This is a genomic window from Streptomyces racemochromogenes (assembly GCF_039535215.1).
GTDB classification, from domain to species: Bacteria; Actinomycetota; Actinomycetes; order Streptomycetales; family Streptomycetaceae; genus Streptomyces; species Streptomyces racemochromogenes.
This window is the reverse complement of record NZ_BAAAWT010000001.1, coordinates 2,687,368-2,704,754: the sequence shown is the minus strand read 5'-3', so window position 1 is coordinate 2,704,754 and position 17,387 is coordinate 2,687,368. Positions and strand designations below refer to the sequence as shown.

Genomic DNA, 17,387 nt, shown 5'->3' with positions numbered 1-17,387 from the left:
GGCCTCGGTGCCCCGGCCGTCGGTCGCCGTCGGTTCAGCTCGGGTCCAGGCCGTGGCTGCGCAGCCAGGCCAGGGGGTCGACGGCGGAGCCGCCGCCGGGCCGTACCTCGAAGTGCAGGTGCGGGCCGGTGGAGTTGCCGGAGTTGCCGGAGTACGCGATGACGTCGCCGGCCTTGACCTGCCCGGACCGGATCTTGGTGCTGCTCAGGTGGCAGTACCAGGTCTCGGTGCCGTCGGGGGAGGTCAGGATGGCCATGTTGCCGTAGGCGCTGTTCCACTGGGTGCGCATGGTGCCGTCGGTGGCGGCCATGACGGGGGTGCCGTAGCCGACGGGGAAGTCGATGCCGGTGTGCACGGACATCCACATGCCGCCGGCCTGGCCGAACATGGCGCTCAGGCCGTGCTGGGCGACGGGCACCGCGAACTTGGGGCGGGCCGCCTCCTTGGCCGCCGCCTCCTCGGCCCGCTTCTTCTTCTCTTCTTCCTGGCGCTGCTTGAGGTCGATGCGCTCCTGCGTGCGGCTCGCGCGGTCCGCGAAGTCGCCCGCGTCGGCGCTGAGCGCCGCCAGCTGCGTGTCGAGCTTGTTGTTCGCCTCGACCGGCTTCACCGAGGACGGGTCGGGGGCGGCCATCGTGGTCGTTTCCCCGGCCGGCTTGTCGGAGCCGGTGAGTCCGCCGACGGAGGCGGCGGCGACGCCCGCGACGCCCATCACGCACGCGGAGGGCACGGCCACCGTCAGCAGGGCGGACCGTTTGGCCGGGGTGCGGCGGCGGCTGCCGGCGGTGGCGCTGCCGCCGCCCTTGGCCGCGGCGTTCCGGCCCGAGCCGCTCTTGCCGGTGGCCCGGCGGCCGGCGCGGGGTCCGGCGGCGGCCGGGGTGACGGGCATGGCCTGCGTGGGCATGTCGTGCACGGGGCCGGCGATGAGTTCCGGCTGCTCGTCGGCCGCGACGGCCACGGGCTCGAAGACGGAGGTCTCCTCGTCGGCGTACGGGTCGGCGTCCGCGTACGGGCCGGCGTCCGCGAAGGCGTCGGACTCGTGGGGGTCCCCGGCCGCGGCGGTCTCTGTGAACACGGGGACGACGGTCGTGGCCTCGTAACCGGGACCCGCGGCCGCGCCGCCGTTCCAGGCGGTGGCGTCGTAGGTGCCGGTGTCCTGGCCGTAGCCGGGGAGGGTCCAGTGCCCGGTCTGCTCCGTGCCGGCGGAGTCGTAGCCGAGGGGGGCCGGCTGGTACTCGGCGGTCGCGGTGTTCCAGGCGCTCGCGTCGTACTGGCCCGTGGTGTCCTCGGGGACGGTCTGGGCCGGGACGCTCGAGAGGTAACTCTCCGGAGCGGACCACCCGGTGGTGTCGTACGAGCCGGTGTCGCCCGCGGCCGGGTACGTCCCGTACGCGTCGTACGTTCCGTAACTGCCGGGAGCGGCGTAGTCCGTGACGAACTGGTACCCCTGGCCCTGCGTTTCATAGGACGCATATGCCTGGTCACCAGCGAAAGTGGTGGTGGAAAGGCCGTCGTACCCGAAATCGGGGTACTGGCCCGACGTCGGGCGGTCGTTCACCAACTTCTCTTTCGCCTCGGCAGTGGGGCCTGGGTGGCCGGGGAACTCAAGGTTCACCGGAGGAGAGCAGTGGCGTGACTGTACCCGGCGGTTACTCGCCTCGACAATCTTCCGAGTGTTTCGTCCTTAGCGGAACCGGGCATTCGGCCGCCTTTCGGCCTTCTGGAGACCGAGCCTTGGCCTTGAGTTCGAAATTCGTTCGACTGATGGTCGACCGGTGTTGCGGGCGCGCGGGGTCGTCAGACGACCAGGCTCCGGCCCCCGGTTCCCGCGGCGCGGGCGGCGGAGTCCGCCGGGCGGGGCGTGCCGTCCGCGGCCCGGAGCGGGCCGTCGAGGGTGCGCCGGACGGCGGTGACGACCGTCGGATGGACCGGGAGGGCCAGATGTCCGATACCGGTGACCTGCACGTTCGTCGCGTCCAGGTCCGGGTGCTCGATGCGGGCCGTCCCGGTGGGTGCCATCAGCGCGTCGAACTCGCTCCAGAACGCCACGAACCGGGTCCGGCAGCCGGGCGCGGGCGCCCCCAGCTCGGCCATCACCTCGGAGCCCGGGCGCATCTGGCGGACCAGGGGGTGCGCGTCCATGAAGGGCGCGATCCGGGTGCCGCCGTGCGGGGTCCCCAGGGTGACCAGCGTCCGCACGCGCGCGTCGCCGCCGAGCCGCTGGACGTAGTACCGCGCGACCAGCCCGCCCAGGCTGTGCCCGACGAGGTCCACCCGCTCCTGGCCGCCGCGCTCGCACAGCTCCTCGACGCGCCGGGCGAGGTGGCGGGCCGTCCGGCGCAGGTCCCGGGTGAAGGGGGAGTGGTTGTACGTCTCCACGCGCCGCCGGCCGCCCGCGCCGAGCGCGCGGCGCAGCAGGACGAAGACCGAGCGGTTGTCGGTGAAGCCGTGCAGGAGCAGCACCGGCGGCGGCTGCCCGGGCGTCCGGGCGGCGGGCAGGTCCGGAGGCCGCTCCTCGCGCATCCCGGTGGGGTACAGGAGGAGGTGTCCGGCGAGGACCGCCGCCTCCAGGACCGCCGCCCGCAGGGCGGCGCCCGTGCGCGGCACGGGCAGCGGTGCGATCGTCAGCCCCATGGACGGCCTCCCCCTGGACCATTCGGGTACGGGGCCGTGGGGCCGGCGCGGCCCCGCCACCGTGCCGGGCGGCTGTCGGCGCGGTGGCGGGGCGACGGGGCGGTGGTGAATCAACGGCGTCCCACGTGTGATTTCCCCCTCCCCGTTGACCGTGAAACGGCGCCGTGCGCAATGCTGTACTTAACGTTCGTTCACTCGGGAGGCAGTGCGATGGGTGTGACCGGTCCGATCCGTGTGGTGGTGGCCAAGCCGGGTCTCGACGGCCACGACCGCGGCGCCAAGGTGATCGCGCGGGCGCTGCGCGACGCCGGCATGGAGGTCATCTACACCGGCCTCCACCAGACCCCCGAGCAGATCGTGGACACCGCCATCCAGGAGGACGCGGACGCCATCGGCCTCTCCATCCTCTCCGGGGCGCACAACACGCTCTTCGTTCGTGTCATCGAGCTCCTCAAGGAGCGCGACGCGGAGGACATCAAGGTCTTCGGCGGCGGGATCATCCCGGAGGACGACATCGCCCCGCTCAAGGAGAAGGGCGTCGCCGAGATCTTCACCCCCGGCGCCACCACCACCGCCATCGTGGACTGGGTCAACGCCCACGTCCGCCAGGGCTGAACCGCCCCTCCGGAGCCCCGGCCCCGCCGCCCGTTCAGGCGGGCGGGGCCAGTTCCGCGAGCATCGCCCCGCGCAGGCGCAGGGTGGCCACCAGGCGCTGGAACGCCTCCGCCCAGTAGGCCGCGGCCCCCGGTGACGCCTCCGGCGGGTCCTGGGCGGCGGCCGTCATGGCCTCCAGGCGGTCCGCCTCCGCGGGATCCAGGCAGCGCTCCGCCAGGCCCATCACCCCGCTGAAGCTCCACGGGTAACTGCCCGCCTCGCGCGCCGCGTCCAGGGCGTCCACCACCGCCCGGCCCAGCTCGCCCGCCCAGGGCACCCGGCAGACGCCGAGCAGCTGGAAGGCCTCCGACAGGCCGTGGGCGCGTACGAACTCCGCGACCCACGCGGCTCGCTCCCGCTCCGTCAGCGTCTCCAGCAGCTTCGCCCGCTCCGCCAGCGACGCCGTGCCCGGGCCCGCCGCGGGCGGTGCGGACGCCGGGCCCAGCAGGGCCTTGGACCAGAGCGGGTCGCGCTGGCGCACCGCCGCCCGGCACCAGGCGGCGTGGATCTCCTCCGCCCAGCCCTCGGCCACCGGAAGCGCCACGATCCGCGCCGGGGACAGGCCGCCGAAGCGGTCCCGCCAGCAGGACAGCGGGGCCGACTCCACCAGTTGGCCGAGCCACCAGGCCCGCTCCCCGCGCCCGGCGGGCGGCCGCTTGACCACCCCGTCGCGCAGCATGCCCGCATCGCATTCCGCGGGCGGCACCACCGCCTCCGGGCCGACGCAGGCCAGCGCCCGCTCCGCCATCCGCCCGGCCAGCGCCGAGGCCGGCAGCGCGGACAGCAGTTCGGCGGCGGTCGCCCGGACGTTGCGGCTGCGGTCGCCCAGCGCCGCCTCCAGGAACGGCTCGTCCCCGTCGGACAGCCCGGACCGCAGGGAGTCGAGGAACATCAGCCGGTCCTCGGCCCGCTCCGTCGCCCAGGTCGTGGCCAGCAGCCGGGGCGCCGCCGCCGGGTCGTGCGCCCGGACGGCGCCGAGCAGGGCGACCCGCTCCGCGAACAGCCCCTCCTCCCAGAGCCGGGCCACCGCCTCCCCGTCGGCCGGGTCGGGCAGTTCCCCGCCGCCCCCGGCCGCGCCGCGCAGCGCGAAGCGCCACTCCGGGTTCAGCCGGGCCAGCCACAGCCCCCGCGCCCCGGCCAGGGCCAGCGCCTGGGGGCGCAGGTCCGTCCGCGCCCGGGCCGCGTCCAGCAGCGCCGGGACCAGGGCCGCCGGCGCCCGGTACCCGTGCCGCGCGGCGGCGGCCAGCCACTGCGGCAACAGCTCCGTCAGATCCGGGGCGGCCCCGCGGCGTCCGCCGCCGCCCGCCGCCGCGGTCCGGCCGGCCAGCAGCTGCGCGAGCCGCCGCCCGGCGGCCGGCGGGGGCTCCGGGCGCGGATCGGGCGCCGCGGGCCGCGGCAACGCGGCCGCCGCGGCGGGCCGCAGCCCGGCGCGGCGGCGCAGCGTCTGCACGGCCGCCGCGTCGAGCAGCGCCCGCGGCGAGCCACCGCGCCGCTCGGTGCCCAGCAGCGCGGCGGTGACCAGCTCCTCCCAATCCCGGTCCCCGTCCCGGTCCCCGTCCCGGTCCGTGCCTGTCCCTCCGTCACCCTGGCCCATCGGAGCCCCTCCCTCTCCAGTCCCCGTCGGTGTCGTGCGCGGTCGGTCGTGCGTCGTGCGTCGTGCGGCCCGGTGCCGCGGCCCCGTCCCCTCTGCGGGGCCGCGGCACCGGAACGGCCGTACGACCGTGTTCAGCTGGCGTGGTTGTCGTTCATGAAAGCCCCCCGGCTCCTCGTGTCCGCGCCGGCGCCCCCGCGCCCGCGCGTCCTCCATGTCGGTCCGCGAGACGGCATGGATCCCCCCAGGCCCCCTGCGTTGTCGATGGTCCGTCCGGCCCAGCCCGCCCCCGGTCAGACCAGTGGTACCGGCTCGGGCGAGCCGGGCTGCCAGGCCGTCAGCGGGGTGAAGCCGCGGTGGCCGCACTCCCCGAAGACCGTGACGGGCCCGCCGCCCGAGAGGGCGGCCAGCCGCCACAGCCCGGACCGCGAACGGCCCTGCGGCGGCGACACCGGCAGTGCGGACGTCCCCTGCGCGTCCGCCAGCTGCCAGGCCGCCTCCGCCCCGTCGCCCGGCACCGGCACCACGGGGCCCAGGACCACCGGCCAGGACTCCAGCCACGGGTCCTCCCGCAGCGCGGCCCCGTAGGCTTCCAGTGCCTCGCCGGTGCCCACCCCGGGCGGAGCGACGGCGGCCGGCGCCGCGGCCGCGGTACGGTCCCCCAGCTCCGCCCGCAGCCCCGCCGACCCGGGCCGGAAGCGGGCCTCCGCCTCCAGCACCAGCCCGACGGGCAGTGCCAGCCCCGGCGGCCGTCCGGGCGGACCGAAGTCCAGGACCAGCGCCGGGCGTCCGCCCTCCAGCCCGCGCAGCCATATCCGGCGGGTGGTGAGCCGGCCGTCCGGGGACACCGAGTCGTACTGGGCCAGTACGAGCCAGCGGTCCCGGACGGTCTCCCCCTCCGCCGCGGACGGCAGCCCCACCCGGCTCCGGACGGTCGCGGCCAGCGGCTCCGGCAGCCCGGACACCCCCAGCCAGGCCCTGCCCAGCAGGTGCAGCAGCGCGAACTCCTCAAGCATCCGGGCGGGCCAGCCGGGGCCGCAACCGGGTATTGCCCCCAACTCCCGTGCCCGCGCGGCCAGTCCGGGCGCCTGGGCGTCGACCATCCGGGCCGCGACCTCCTCCCACGGGGCGTAACCGGCCTGCTGCTGCCCGGCTATCCCGCCGTGCAGCAGGTCCACCAGCCGCTGCTCCAGCTCCGTGACGCCCGCGCCGATCCGCTCGGCCCGCCGCTCCGCCCGCCTGCGGGCCGCCCCGGCGTCCACCGGACCGGCCGCCGGCCGCGCCGCCCTCGCGGCGCGCCCCGCGAGCCATTCCCCCGCCCAGTCCGGCGGCTCGGCCGGATCGCCGAACCCCTGCGCCGCCCAGAGCAGCAACAGCCCCAGGGCGTGCTTGCACGGGAACTTCCGGCTGGGGCAGGAGCACGTGTACGCGGGCCCCGACAGGTCGACGACCGTCCGGTACGGCGTACTGCCGCTGCCCTTGCACGACCCCCACACCGAACCGGAAGCGGAACCTCCGGTCTGTGACCACGGACCCGCCGCGCCCAGCCTGCCCCCCGCCTTGCGCGACGCGTCGTCAGGAGCCAGAGCCAGTACCTGTTCCGCCGTCCAGCGGACCCCCTGCTCAGTCATGTGAACCACCGTAGAGACCCCCACTGACAATCGCCCTGACCAGCAACGACGCCCGGAACGAGGGGGGTTGTCAGTGGCATGGTGCACGGTGGTTCCAGCAGCCGGGAGCGGCTGCCGAGCACTGGAGGGGGACCATGACCACGCCCGGGAACAGCACCGGCACCGAGGCACTGCGACCGCACGCCGAGGACGCCTTCGCGCACGAACTGAAAGCCCTCGCCGCCCAGGACGACCGCCCCCGCCCGGCCCGCTGGAAGCTCTCCCCGTGGGCCGTGGCCACCTACCTCCAGGGCGGCACCCTCGCCGACGGCACCGTCGTCACGCCCAAGTACGTCGGACCGCGCCGGATCGTCGAGGTCGCCGTCACCACCCTCGCCACCGACCGCGCCCTCCTCCTGCTCGGCGTTCCCGGCACCGCCAAGACCTGGGTCTCCGAGCACCTCGCCGCCGCCGTCAGCGGCGACTCCACCCTCCTCGTCCAGGGCACCGCCGGCACCCCCGAGGAGGCCATCCGCTACGGCTGGAACTACGCCCGCCTCCTCGCCCACGGCCCCAGCCGCGAAGCCCTCGTGCCCAGCCCCGTCATGCGGGCCATGGCCGAGGGAACGACCGCCCGCGTCGAGGAACTCACCCGCATCCCGGCCGACGTACAGGACAGCCTCATCACCGTCCTGTCCGAGAAGACCCTGCCCGTACCGGAGCTCGGCGAGGAGGTGCAGGCCGTCCGCGGCTTCAACCTCATCGCCACCGCCAACGACCGCGACCGCGGGGTCAACGAGCTCTCCAGCGCGCTGCGCCGCCGCTTCAACACCGTCGTCCTCCCGCTGCCCGCCACCGCCGACGCCGAGGTCGACATCGTCGCCCGCCGCGTCGACCAGATGGGCCGCGCCCTGGACCTGCCCGCCGCGCCCGAGGGACTGGAGGAGATCCGCCGCGTCGTCACCGTCTTCCGGGAACTCCGCGAAGGCGTCACCGACGACGGACGCACCAAGGTCAAGACGCCCAGCGGCACCCTGTCCACCGCCGAGGCCATATCCGTCGTCACCGGCGGACTGGCCCTCGCCGCCCACTTCGGCGACGGCGTCCTGCGCCCCGGCGACGTGGCCGCCGGGATCCTCGGGGCCGTCGTCCGCGACCCGGCCGCCGACCGCGTCGTCTGGCAGGAGTACCTGGAAGCGGTCGTCCGCGAGCGGGACGGCTGGAAGGACTTCTACCGCGCCTGCCGCGAGGTGACGGCATGAGCCCGCCGGCCGCCGGACCGCTGCTGCTGGGCGTCCGCCACCACGGACCCGGCTCCGCACGCGCGGTCCGGGCCGCCCTGGACCGCGCGCGCCCGAAGGCCGTGCTGATCGAGGGCCCGCCCGAGGGGGACGCCCTGCTGCCCCTGGCCGCCGAGCCCGGGATGCGCCCGCCCGTCGCCCTCCTCGCGCACGCCGCGGACGACCCCGCCCGGGCCGCGTTCTGGCCGCTGGCCGCCTTCTCCCCGGAGTGGGCCGCCCTCCGCTGGGCCCAGGCCCGGGACGTGCCGGTGCGCTTCATCGACCTGCCCGCCGCCCATGCGCTGGCCGCGCGGGAGGAGGAGCCGGGCGCCACCGGGGAGCACGCCGCCGGCCCGGTCGCCGTCGATCCGCTCGCCGTGCTCGCCGAGACCGCCGGGTACGAGGACCCCGAGCACTGGTGGGAGGACGTCGTCGAACACCGGGGCACCGGGGAGGCGCGGGACCCGCTGGCCGTCTTCGAGGCCCTGGCGGAGGCCATGGGCGCCCTGCGCGAGACCTACGGCGACGGCGGCCGAGGCCGCGACCTCGTCCGCGAGGCGCACATGCGGCAGCGGATGCGGGCGGCCCGCAGGGAGTTCGGCGACGACTACGCCGTGGTGTGCGGGGCCTGGCACGTCCCGGCGCTGCGGGCCCGGTCCACGGTGGCGGCGGACCGGGCACTGCTCACCGGACTGCCCAAGGTCAAGGTGGAGACCACGTGGGTGCCGTGGAGCCACCGCAGGCTCGCCAGGGCCGGCGGATACGGCGCGGGCGTCGCCTCGCCCGGCTGGTACGCGCACCTGTTCGCGGCCCCCGACCGGCCCGTCGAGCGCTGGCTGACCAAGGTCGCCGGGCTGCTGCGCGAGGAGGACCGGCAGGTCTCCTCCGCCCACGTGATCGAGGCGGTCCGGCTGGCGGAAACCCTGGCCGCCGTGCGCGGCCGCCCGCTGCCCGGCCTCACGGAGACCCTGGAGGCGGTGCGGGCCGTGATGTGCGACGGCTCCGACGTACCGCTCGCGCTGGTCGAGGACCGGCTCGTCGTCGGCGACGTGCTCGGCGAGGTCCCGGACGCGGCGCCCGTCGTACCGCTCCAGCGGGACCTCACCCGCCGGCAGCGCACGCTGCGGCTCAAGCCCGAGGCGCAGCGGCGCGACCTGGAGCTGGACCTGCGCAAGGAGTCCGACGCGGCCAAGTCCCTGCTGCTGCACCGGCTGCGGCTGCTCGGTATCGACTGGGGGACCCCGACGGCCTCCCGGAGCGGTACGGGCACCTTCCGGGAGACCTGGCGGCTGTGCTGGGAGCCGGAGCTGTCGGTGCGGGTCGCCGAGGCCGGCATCTGGGGCACCACCGTGCCGGGGGCCGCCACCGCCAGGGCGGAGGCCGACGCGGCGGCCGCCCGGGAGCTGGGGGAGGTCACCGCGCTGGCCGAGCGGTGCCTGCTGGCCGGGCTGTCGCAGGCCCTGCCGGCCGTGCTGCGGGCGCTCGCCGACCGGGCGGCGCTGGACACGGACGTGGCCCGGCTGGCCGGGGCACTGCCCGCGCTGGCCCGCGCGCTGCGGTACGGGGACGTACGGGGCACGGACGCGGCCGCGCTCGGCACGGTCGCGGCCGGGCTCGCGGAGCGGATCTGCGTGGCCCTGCCGCCGGCCTGCGCGGCCGGGCTCGACGCCGACGGGGCGGCGGAGCTGCGGGGCCACCTCGACGGGGTGCACGGGGCGGTCGGCCTGCTGGCCGACGCGGACCCGGGGCTGAGGGAGCGCTGGTCGGCCGTGCTGCGGACGCTGGCCGGGCGGGAGACCGTACCGGGCGCGCTCCGCGGGCGGGCCGCGCGGCTGCTGCTGGACGACGGGCGGCTCCCGGCCGGTGAGACGGCCCGGCTGATGGGGCTCGCCCTGTCCCCGGCGGCGTCCCCGGCCGACGCGGCGGGCTGGATCGAGGGGTTCGCCGGGGGTGCCGGCGGCGGGACGCTGCTGGTCCACGACGAGCGGCTGCTGGGGTTGATCGACGCCTGGCTGGTGTCGGTGCCCGAGGGCGCCTTCATCGACGTACTGCCGCTGCTGCGGCGCACGTTCGGGGCGTACGAGCCGGGTGTGAGGCGGACCCTGGGCGAGCTGGCCCGCCGCGTCCCGGGCGCCCGCACGGCGTCCACCGCCGCCCCGGCCGGCTTCGCTCCGGACCTGGACCCGGTCCGCGCGGACGCGGTGGCGGACCTGGCCCGGCTGCTCCTGGGGGCGGCCGGGGCACACGCGGAACGAGAGGGGATCGGGAGATGACGGAGATCGGCACCGGAGCCGCCGGAGACGAGCGGCTGCGGCGGTGGCGGCTGGTGCTCGGCGGGGAGGACGACGGGACCGGCCTCGCCCTCGGCGGGCGGGACGCGGCGATGGACGGGGCGCTCGGGGCGCTCTACGGCGGCGGCCGCGCGCAGGGGCAGGGGCAGGGGCAGGGACAGGGGGAGCGGTCCGCCGGGCTCGGGGGCTCCGCCCCGCGCGTCGCGCGCTGGCTCGGGGACATCCGTACGTACTTCCCGAGCCCGGTGGTCCAGGTCATGCAGCGGGACGCCATCGAGCGGCTCGGCCTGTCCACGCTGCTGCTGGAGCCGGAGATGCTGGAGGCCGTCGAGCCGGACGTCCACCTCGTCGGCACCCTGCTGTCGCTGAACAAGGCCATGCCCGACACCACCAGGGAGACGGCGCGGGCCGTGGTCCGCAAGGTGGTCGAGCGGCTGGAGGAGCGGCTCGCGGCGCGCACCCGGGCCACCCTGACGGGCGCGCTGGACCGCTCCGCGCGGGTCAGCCGTCCCCGCCACCACGACATCGACTGGGGCCGGACCATCCGGGCGAACCTGAAGAACTACCTGCCGGAGCACCGGACCGTCGTCCCCGAGCGGCTCGTCGGCTACGGCCGGGCCTCGCGGGCGGTCAGGAAGGAGGTGGTCCTCTGCGTCGACCAGTCGGGCTCGATGGCGGCCTCGGTCGTCTACGCCTCCGTCTTCGGGGCCGTCCTCGCCTCCATGCGGTCCATCGCCACCCGCCTGGTCGTCTTCGACACGGCCGTGGTCGACCTGACGGACCAGCTCGACGATCCGGTGGACGTCCTGTTCGGCACCCAGCTGGGCGGCGGCACCGACATCAACCGCGCCCTCGCCTACTGCCAGTCCAAGATCACCCGACCGGCCGACACGGTCGTCGTCCTGATCAGCGATCTCTACGAGGGCGGGATCCGCGACGAGATGCTGGGGCGGGTGGCCGCGATGAAGGCGGCCGGGGTGGAGTTCGTGACCCTGCTGGCCCTGTCCGACGAGGGGGCTCCCGCCTACGACCGCGAGCACGCCGCGGCCCTGGCGGCACTGGGCGCGCCCGCCTTCGCCTGCACCCCCGGCCTGTTCCCGGAGGTGATGGCGGCCGCGCTGGAGAAGCGCCCCCTCCCGGTCACCTGAAGGTCACGCCCTCGGCGGATCGCACGAAGACGCAGTTCAACCGTGAGGCGATCTGTGACAGGTATCACCGCTCAGGTGTGATCCCTGATTTAGGGACCCACGTCCCACGGGGATAACCTGCGAGACGGACATGCCGCGTCCACGGTCACCGTGTGCGCCTTCCTAGTGACAGCGCCGTCACGTTGCCCTCCGCGGCACGCCCACGCAGATAGCAGACAACCGCGAATCACTGCGAATCTTTGAAGACAAGGGACGGACGCGCGTGGACCTGTTCGAGTACCAGGCGAGGGACCTCTTCGCCAAGCACGGTGTACCGGTGCTGGCCGGTGAAGTCATCGACACGCCTGAGGCGGCTCGCGAGGCCACCGAGAAGCTGGGCGGCAAGTCGGTCGTCAAGGCCCAGGTGAAGGTCGGCGGCCGTGGCAAGGCCGGTGGCGTGAAGCTCGCCGCCACCCCCGACGAGGCCGTCGCCCGCGCGACGGACATCCTCGGTATGGACATCAAGGGCCACACGGTCCACAAGGTGATGATCGCCGAGACCGCGCCGGAGATCCTGGAGGAGTACTACGTCTCCTACCTCCTGGACCGCACCAACCGCACCTTCCTGGCCATGGCCTCGGTCGCCGGCGGCATGGACATCGAGCAGGTCGCCGAGGAGACCCCGGAGAAGCTCGCCAAGGTCCCGGTGAACGCCAACGAGGGCGTGACCATCGAGAAGGCCCGCGAGATCGTCGAGCTGGCGAAGTTCCCGGCCGAGGTCGCCGAGAAGGTCGCCGAGGTCCTCGTGACCCTGTGGAAGACCTTCATCGCCGAGGACGCGCTCCTCGTCGAGGTCAACCCGCTCGCGAAGGTCGCCTCCGGTGACGTCATCGCGCTCGACGGCAAGGTCTCGCTCGACGAGAACGCCGAGTTCCGCCAGCCGTCCCACGAGGAGTTCGTGGACCACGCGGCCGCGAACCCGCTCGAGGCCGCCGCCAAGGAGAAGGGCCTCAACTACGTCAAGCTCGACGGCGAGGTCGGCATCATCGGCAACGGCGCGGGTCTCGTCATGAGCACCCTGGACGTCGTCGCGTACGCCGGTGAGAACCACGGTGGCGTCAAGCCCGCCAACTTCCTCGACATCGGCGGTGGCGCCTCCGCCGCCGTCATGGCCAACGGCCTCGAGATCATCCTCGGCGACCCGGACGTCAAGTCCGTGTTCGTCAACGTCTTCGGTGGCATCACCGCTTGTGACGAGGTCGCCAACGGCATCGTCCAGGCGCTGAAGCTGCTCGAGGACCGGGGCGAGGCGGTCACCAAGCCGCTGGTCGTCCGCCTCGACGGCAACAACGCCGAGCTGGGTCGCAAGATCCTCTCGGACGCCAACCACCCGCTGGTGCAGCGCGTGGACACCATGGACGGTGCGGCCGACAAGGCCGCCGAGCTCGCGGCTGCGAAGTAAGGGCAGAGGTCACAGACTCACATGGCTATCTTCCTCAACAAGGACAGCAAGGTCATCGTCCAGGGCATGACCGGTGCCACGGGCATGAAGCACACCAAGCTGATGCTGGCTGACGGCACCAACATCGTCGGTGGCGTGAACCCGCGCAAGGCCGGCACGACCGTCGACTTCGACGGCACCGAGGTCCCGGTCTTCGGCTCCGTCGCCGAGGCGATGGAGAAGACGGGCGCCAACGTCTCCGTCCTCTTCGTCCCGCCGGCCTTCGCCAAGGCCGCCGTCGTCGAGGCCATCGACGCCGAGATCCCGCTGGCCGTCGTCATCACCGAGGGCATCGCGGTGCACGACTCCGCCGCCTTCTGGGCGTACGCGACCGCCAAGGGCAACAAGACCCGCATCATCGGCCCGAACTGCCCGGGTCTGATCACCCCCGGCCAGTCCAACGCCGGCATCATCCCGGGCGACATCACCAAGCCCGGCAAGATCGGTCTCGTGTCCAAGTCCGGCACGCTGACCTACCAGATGATGTACGAGCTGCGCGACATCGGCTTCACCTCCGCCGTCGGCATCGGTGGCGACCCGGTCATCGGCACCACGCACATCGACGCCCTGGAGGCCTTCGAGGCCGACCCGGAGACCGAGCTCATCGTCATGATCGGCGAGATCGGCGGCGACGCCGAGGAGCGTGCGGCGGACTTCATCGCGAAGAACGTCACCAAGCCGGTCGTCGGTTACGTCGCGGGCTTCACCGCCCCCGAGGGCAAGACCATGGGCCACGCGGGCGCCATCGTCTCCGGCTCCTCCGGCACCGCGCAGGCCAAGAAGGAGGCCCTCGAGGCCGCCGGCGTCAAGGTCGGCAAGACGCCGACCGAGACGGCCAAGCTGGCGCGCGAGATCCTCGAAGGCGCCAAGTAGGCGTCGGCAGGACGGTCGTGAGGGCGTGGCCCGCACCCTTCGGGGTGCGGGCCACGCCCTTTTTTCATTCGAGCCGGGGGTGGAGCCGGTGGGGGCCGGCGGCCGGGTCGGCGCGGAGCTTGTCCTGGAGGTACCGGCTCGTCTCGGTGAGCCTCGGGGGGCCGCTCAGCGGCGGGACGCCGGAGACGCTGGCGCCGGGGGCGACGGGCGGCTCGTAGTGGTCCGGGGCGGTGACGGTGGTGTACCCCGTCGAGGCGGCGATGACCGCCGTCAGGACGAGCGCGGCCCGCGACAGCCGCCGGGCCCGGTGCTCGCTGACGGCGCGGACCGTGGCCGCGGGGCGCGGCTCCAGGGACACGGCGGGCCGTACCGCGCCGAGCCGCTCGCGCAGCATGGCCGACCGTCGCTCGGGCGTCGCCCCGGCCGGCAGGGGGATCCGGCGGGCCAGTTCGGCGTGCGCGCGCAGCAGGCGGTGCCCGGTGGCCGGGGTGCTGGCCTCGGTCTCGGCGGCGGTGTCGGGCAGGTCGAGGCCGACGCCGTCGTAGAGCAGCACCGTGCGGCGGTGTACCGGCGGCAGCGCGAGGAGGGCCTCCAGCAGGATCCGGTCGGCGGTGTCGGCCGGGGGCTTGTCGGGGCGGCGGTGGGCCCGGCGGAACCGGTGCCAGGGGGAGAGGGCGTACTCGTGGGCCGCCGAGCGCACCCAGCCGACGGGGTCCCGGTCGGTGGCCACCTCGGGCCAGCGGCCCCAGGCCTGACGGAACGCCACCTCGACGGCGTGCAGGGCGAGGGAGCGGCGGCCGGTGAGCAGGTAGGTCTGGCGGACGAGCGCGGCCGCGGCGTGGTCGTAGAGGGCGTCGAAGGCCTCGACGGCGTCCCGCGGGGGTCTCGGGCGGGGCCCGTACGGCGGGCCCGGCGGGGCGGGGTCCTGCTCCGGGGCGGGACCGATCTGCGGAAACGGTTCCTCAGGGGTGTGGGCCGGTGCGGGGTCCTGGCGGGCGGGCCCGGTGGCGGCGGGGGCGGCCGGGGCGCCAGGGTGCGTGGGCGCGCCGGGGGCCGGGGCCGGCTGGGCGTCGGCCGGGTCCTGGGGGGCGGGCCCGGTGGCGGCGGGGGCGGCCGGGTGCGGGCGGGGCCCGGCCGGGGCGGTGGTGCCGCGGGGGTCCGTGGGCGCGCCGGGGGGCGGGGCCGGCTCCGTCGGGGAGGCGGGCCCGGTGGTGCGGGGCGCGGCCGGGGCGGGTGGGGTCGGGGCGGCGGGGCCCGCGGGGGCGCCGGGAGTGGCAGGGGCTCCGGCGTCCGCGGGAGTGGCCGGGGTGCTGGGGCCCGCGGGGGTGCCGGGGGTGGCTGCTGCCGGGGCTTCGGCGTCGCTGCCGGGGGCCCGGTGGGGGTCGCCGTGGGCGGCGGCGTCCGTGACGGGCCGCCCGGGCATCCGGGCCGCGGCGGTGCCGTCGCCGCCGCCCGCCGGTCCGCCCGGGGCCGGACCGGCGGCGGTCTCGGCGGGGGCGCCCTGCGGGGCCGGGTCGCCCGGGGCGGCCTCGCGCGGGGCCGGGCGGTCGCGGTGCGGCGCCGGCTTCGCGGAGCGCTTGCCGGCGGTCCGGGGCCGGTGGGTGGGCGGGCCCGCGGCCACGGGCCGTACCGGCGCCTTGGACCCGGCGGCCGCGAGCCGGTCCAGGAGCCCCGCGTACGCCTCGCGCGTGCGCCCGCGGGGCTCGGTGCGGCCGCACTCCCAGGAGCGGACGGTGGTCGCGGTCACGCCGACCTCCGCCGCGACCTCCTCGTACGTCAGCCCGCCCGACTCGCGCAGCCACCGGCGCTCCTTGGGGGACGGGAGGCCCAGCTCCGAACCGGAGGACGCTTCGACGTCTTGTGTCATGCCACTCTCCCCGCGACACGGCTGCTCTGGGCAATAAAGTACATAAACGTATCTTGGACGACACAACGGACAATCGGTCGTTACCAGGGCATAGCGCGTGTCGAGGGCACCATGGCCACGTGACCCAAGTGACCGAACGCGGGACGCCGTTGCAGGAGGCCCCACGGCACGCGGCCGCGCGGCGCCGTTCACCGGCGGCCGCCGCCTGTGTGCTGGGCGGCGCCGTGGCCGCCGGACTGGGGCTCGGCTTCCTCGCCGTGCTCGTGATCGTGCTGTGGATCAGTTCCCCCTACCCGGACAGCGGACCCGGCGGCGCGCTGCACCTCGCCGCCGGGCTGTGGCTGATGGCCCACGGCACCGAACTCGTCCGCTACGAGACCCTCTCCGGGGTGCCCGCACCCGTCGGCCTGGTCCCGCTGCTGCTCGTGGCGCTGCCCGTGCTGCTCATGCGGCGCGCGGCCCGGCTGGGCAGTGCCTCGGGGGACGCCGCCGGGGCCGAGGGGGACGAGGTGCTGCCGGCCGCCGCCGTGTTCTCCGCCGTGACCTGCGGCTACCTGACGGTCGGTGCGTTCGCCACCGTGTACGCGGCGGGCGGGCCGATGCCGGCGGACCCGCTCAGTGCCGCCTGGCACGTGCCGCTGGTGGCCGTGCTCGCCGCCGCCGGCGGGGTGTGGGCGGCCAAGGGCAAGCCGTCGGGGCCGCTGCCGGAGTGGGTGCCGGGGAGCGTACGCCGGGCCGTGGCACGCCCCCGTTACGCGCTGGCGCTGCGCTCCGGCGCGGCCGGGGTGCTCGTCCTGCTGGGCGGCGGGGCCCTGCTCGTCGGGATCTCGCTGGCCTGGCACGGGCCGGAGGTGCAGAACTCGTTCCTGGCGCTGACCGGGGTGTGGTCGGGGCGGTTCGCGGTGCTGCTCGTCGCGGTGGCGCTGATCCCGAACGCGATGGTGTGGGGCGCGGCGTACGGGCTCGGCCCCGGGTTCGCGCTCGGCGCCGGGGTGGTGGCGACCCCGCTCGGGCTGGACCGGGCCGCGGCGCTGCCGAGGTTCCCGCTGCTGGCGGCGCTGCCGGCGCCGGGGCCGGGGAGCCCGCTGACGTGGGCGGCGCTGGGGCTGCCGGTGGCGGCGGGGCTGACGGTGGGGTGGTTCGCGGTGCGGCGGGCGCGGGAGGTCTCGTACGGGGAGACCGCGCTGACGGCGGCGCTGGGCGCGCTGGTGTGCGGGCTGGCGATGGCCGGTCTCGCGGCCGCTTCGGCGGGGCCGCTGGGGTCGCGGATGCTGGCGGGCGTCGGGCCGGTGTGGTGGGCGGTGGGCGGCGCGGCGGCGGTGTGGACGCTGGTGCTGGCGGTGCCGTTGGCGGTGGGGGTGCAGGCGTGGCGGACCCGGCCGGTCCGCTCCGCGGAGGGGGACGCGTGGCACGACCCGGGGGTGCGGGAGCTTCGGTGGGAGGCGTTGCGGAGGGCGGCGGACCCGCTGGTCGCTCCCGCGGCGGTGTCTCCGCCGGTGGCTCCGCCGGTGGTGGTGGCTCCGGTGGAGCCGATCCCGCAGCCGGTGCCGGATCCGGTGCCGGAGCCGATCCCGCAGCGGGTGCCGGATCCGGTGCCGGTGGCGGAGCCCGTGCTGCCCGTGGCGGTGACGGGAGCGCGGGTGCTCGCGCGGCGCCGGCCGGAGTCCTGAAGGAGCCGCTGCGCGGGCCGGATCCCCTACCCGCCCTTCGCCCGTTCCCTGGGGCTCCGCCCCAGCCCCCGCGCCTCAAACGCCGGCGGGGCTGAAAGGACCCGGGGCTCCGCCCCCGGACCCCGCGCCTCAAACGCCGGCGGGGCTGGAAATTCGCTGCGCGAATTCCAGCCCGCGCGGCGTTTGAGCGCACCGGGCGCGCAGCGCCCGGTATCGGGGTCCGGGGCGGAGCCCCGGGGCCTTTGAGCCGCGCCCGGCGGCTGAGGGCGAGAACGGGTGAAGGGTGGGTAGG

The 17,387-nt window shown here is 75.8% G+C and carries 12 protein-coding genes; 7 read left to right on the top strand and 5 right to left on the bottom strand.

Annotated features, from left to right (window positions below):
* Positions 1–34: 34 nt before the first annotated feature.
* Together ABD973_RS12280 and ABD973_RS12275 are read right to left on the bottom strand one after the other, a co-directional pair.
* On the bottom strand, positions 35–1,555 hold the full coding sequence (locus ABD973_RS12280; RefSeq protein WP_345500112.1) for a M23 family metallopeptidase: 1,521 nt from the start codon (positions 1,553–1,555) through the stop codon (positions 35–37).
* 239 nt (positions 1,556–1,794) lie between these two features.
* A complete protein-coding gene (locus ABD973_RS12275; RefSeq protein WP_345500111.1) occupies positions 1,795–2,631 on the bottom strand; it encodes an esterase/lipase family protein in 837 nt (278 codons plus the stop codon).
* 210 nt (positions 2,632–2,841) lie between these two features.
* On the opposite strand from ABD973_RS12275, the gene icmB reads away from it, so the two are divergent.
* On the top strand, positions 2,842–3,246 hold the full coding sequence (icmB, locus tag ABD973_RS12270) for a coenzyme B12-dependent isobutyryl CoA mutase small subunit (protein WP_125595885.1): 405 nt from the start codon (positions 2,842–2,844) through the stop codon (positions 3,244–3,246).
* Positions 3,247–3,280: 34 nt separating this feature from the next.
* On the opposite strand, the gene ABD973_RS12265 is transcribed toward icmB, so the two are convergent.
* Both ABD973_RS12265 and ABD973_RS12260 read right to left on the bottom strand, forming a co-directional pair.
* Positions 3,281–4,879, bottom strand: a complete 1,599-nt coding sequence (locus tag ABD973_RS12265) for a DUF5691 domain-containing protein (protein WP_345500110.1) — start codon at positions 4,877–4,879, stop codon at positions 3,281–3,283.
* A gap of 290 nt (positions 4,880–5,169) precedes the next feature.
* On the bottom strand, positions 5,170–6,507 hold the full coding sequence (locus ABD973_RS12260; protein ID WP_345500109.1) for an SWIM zinc finger family protein: 1,338 nt from the start codon (positions 6,505–6,507) through the stop codon (positions 5,170–5,172).
* A gap of 134 nt (positions 6,508–6,641) precedes the next feature.
* On the opposite strand from ABD973_RS12260, the gene ABD973_RS12255 reads away from it, so the two are divergent.
* The 5 genes from ABD973_RS12255 to sucD all read left to right on the top strand — a co-directional run bounded on the left by ABD973_RS12255 (position 6,642) and on the right by sucD (position 13,558).
* Positions 6,642–7,748 (top strand): ATP-binding protein, encoded by a 1,107-nt coding sequence (locus tag ABD973_RS12255; protein WP_125822164.1) that lies wholly within the window; start codon positions 6,642–6,644, stop codon positions 7,746–7,748.
* Complete coding sequence (locus ABD973_RS12250) at positions 7,745–10,039, top strand: DUF5682 family protein (RefSeq protein WP_345500108.1); 2,295 nt, start codon at positions 7,745–7,747, stop codon at positions 10,037–10,039. Before ABD973_RS12255 ends, ABD973_RS12250 begins: the two co-directional genes overlap by 4 nt.
* Positions 10,036–11,205 (top strand): VWA domain-containing protein, encoded by a 1,170-nt coding sequence (locus ABD973_RS12245; RefSeq protein WP_345500107.1) that lies wholly within the window; start codon positions 10,036–10,038, stop codon positions 11,203–11,205. Before ABD973_RS12250 ends, ABD973_RS12245 begins: the two co-directional genes overlap by 4 nt.
* 262 nt (positions 11,206–11,467) lie before the next feature.
* On the top strand, positions 11,468–12,646 hold the full coding sequence (gene sucC, locus ABD973_RS12240; RefSeq protein ID WP_007265995.1) for an ADP-forming succinate--CoA ligase subunit beta: 1,179 nt from the start codon (positions 11,468–11,470) through the stop codon (positions 12,644–12,646).
* Positions 12,647–12,667: 21 nt separating this feature from the next.
* Positions 12,668–13,558, top strand: coding sequence for a succinate--CoA ligase subunit alpha (sucD, locus tag ABD973_RS12235; protein ID WP_045952187.1), 891 nt, complete (start codon positions 12,668–12,670; stop codon positions 13,556–13,558).
* A gap of 64 nt (positions 13,559–13,622) precedes the next feature.
* On the opposite strand, the gene ABD973_RS12230 is transcribed toward sucD, so the two are convergent.
* Entirely contained in the window at positions 13,623–15,425 is a 1,803-nt protein-coding gene (locus ABD973_RS12230) for a helix-turn-helix domain-containing protein (protein ID WP_345500106.1), read from the bottom strand.
* Between the two features lie 119 nt (positions 15,426–15,544).
* Between ABD973_RS12230 and ABD973_RS12225 the strand changes: the two genes are divergently transcribed.
* Positions 15,545–17,095: a cell division protein PerM gene (locus ABD973_RS12225; RefSeq protein ID WP_125822167.1), complete on the top strand. Its 1,551-nt coding sequence runs from the start codon at positions 15,545–15,547 to the stop codon at positions 17,093–17,095.
* Positions 17,096–17,387: the final 292 nt, after the last annotated feature.

Excerpts from the sequence above, each read along its gene's own strand:
- ABD973_RS12260 (WP_345500109.1), bottom strand. The coding sequence starts at position 6,507 with ATGACTGAGCAGGGGGTCCGCTGGACGGCGGAACAGGTACTGGCTCTG.
- ABD973_RS12265 (WP_345500110.1), bottom strand. The coding sequence starts at position 4,879 with ATGGGCCAGGGTGACGGAGGGACAGGCACGGACCGGGACGGGGACCGG.
- ABD973_RS12250 (WP_345500108.1), top strand. The coding sequence starts at position 7,745 with ATGAGCCCGCCGGCCGCCGGACCGCTGCTGCTGGGCGTCCGCCACCAC.
- sucD (WP_045952187.1), top strand. The coding sequence starts at position 12,668 with ATGGCTATCTTCCTCAACAAGGACAGCAAGGTCATCGTCCAGGGCATG.
- ABD973_RS12275 (WP_345500111.1), bottom strand. The coding sequence starts at position 2,631 with ATGGGGCTGACGATCGCACCGCTGCCCGTGCCGCGCACGGGCGCCGCC.
- icmB (WP_125595885.1), top strand. The coding sequence starts at position 2,842 with ATGGGTGTGACCGGTCCGATCCGTGTGGTGGTGGCCAAGCCGGGTCTC.
- ABD973_RS12230 (WP_345500106.1), bottom strand. The coding sequence starts at position 15,425 with ATGACACAAGACGTCGAAGCGTCCTCCGGTTCGGAGCTGGGCCTCCCG.
- ABD973_RS12245 (WP_345500107.1), top strand. The coding sequence starts at position 10,036 with ATGACGGAGATCGGCACCGGAGCCGCCGGAGACGAGCGGCTGCGGCGG.
- ABD973_RS12255 (WP_125822164.1), top strand. The coding sequence starts at position 6,642 with ATGACCACGCCCGGGAACAGCACCGGCACCGAGGCACTGCGACCGCAC.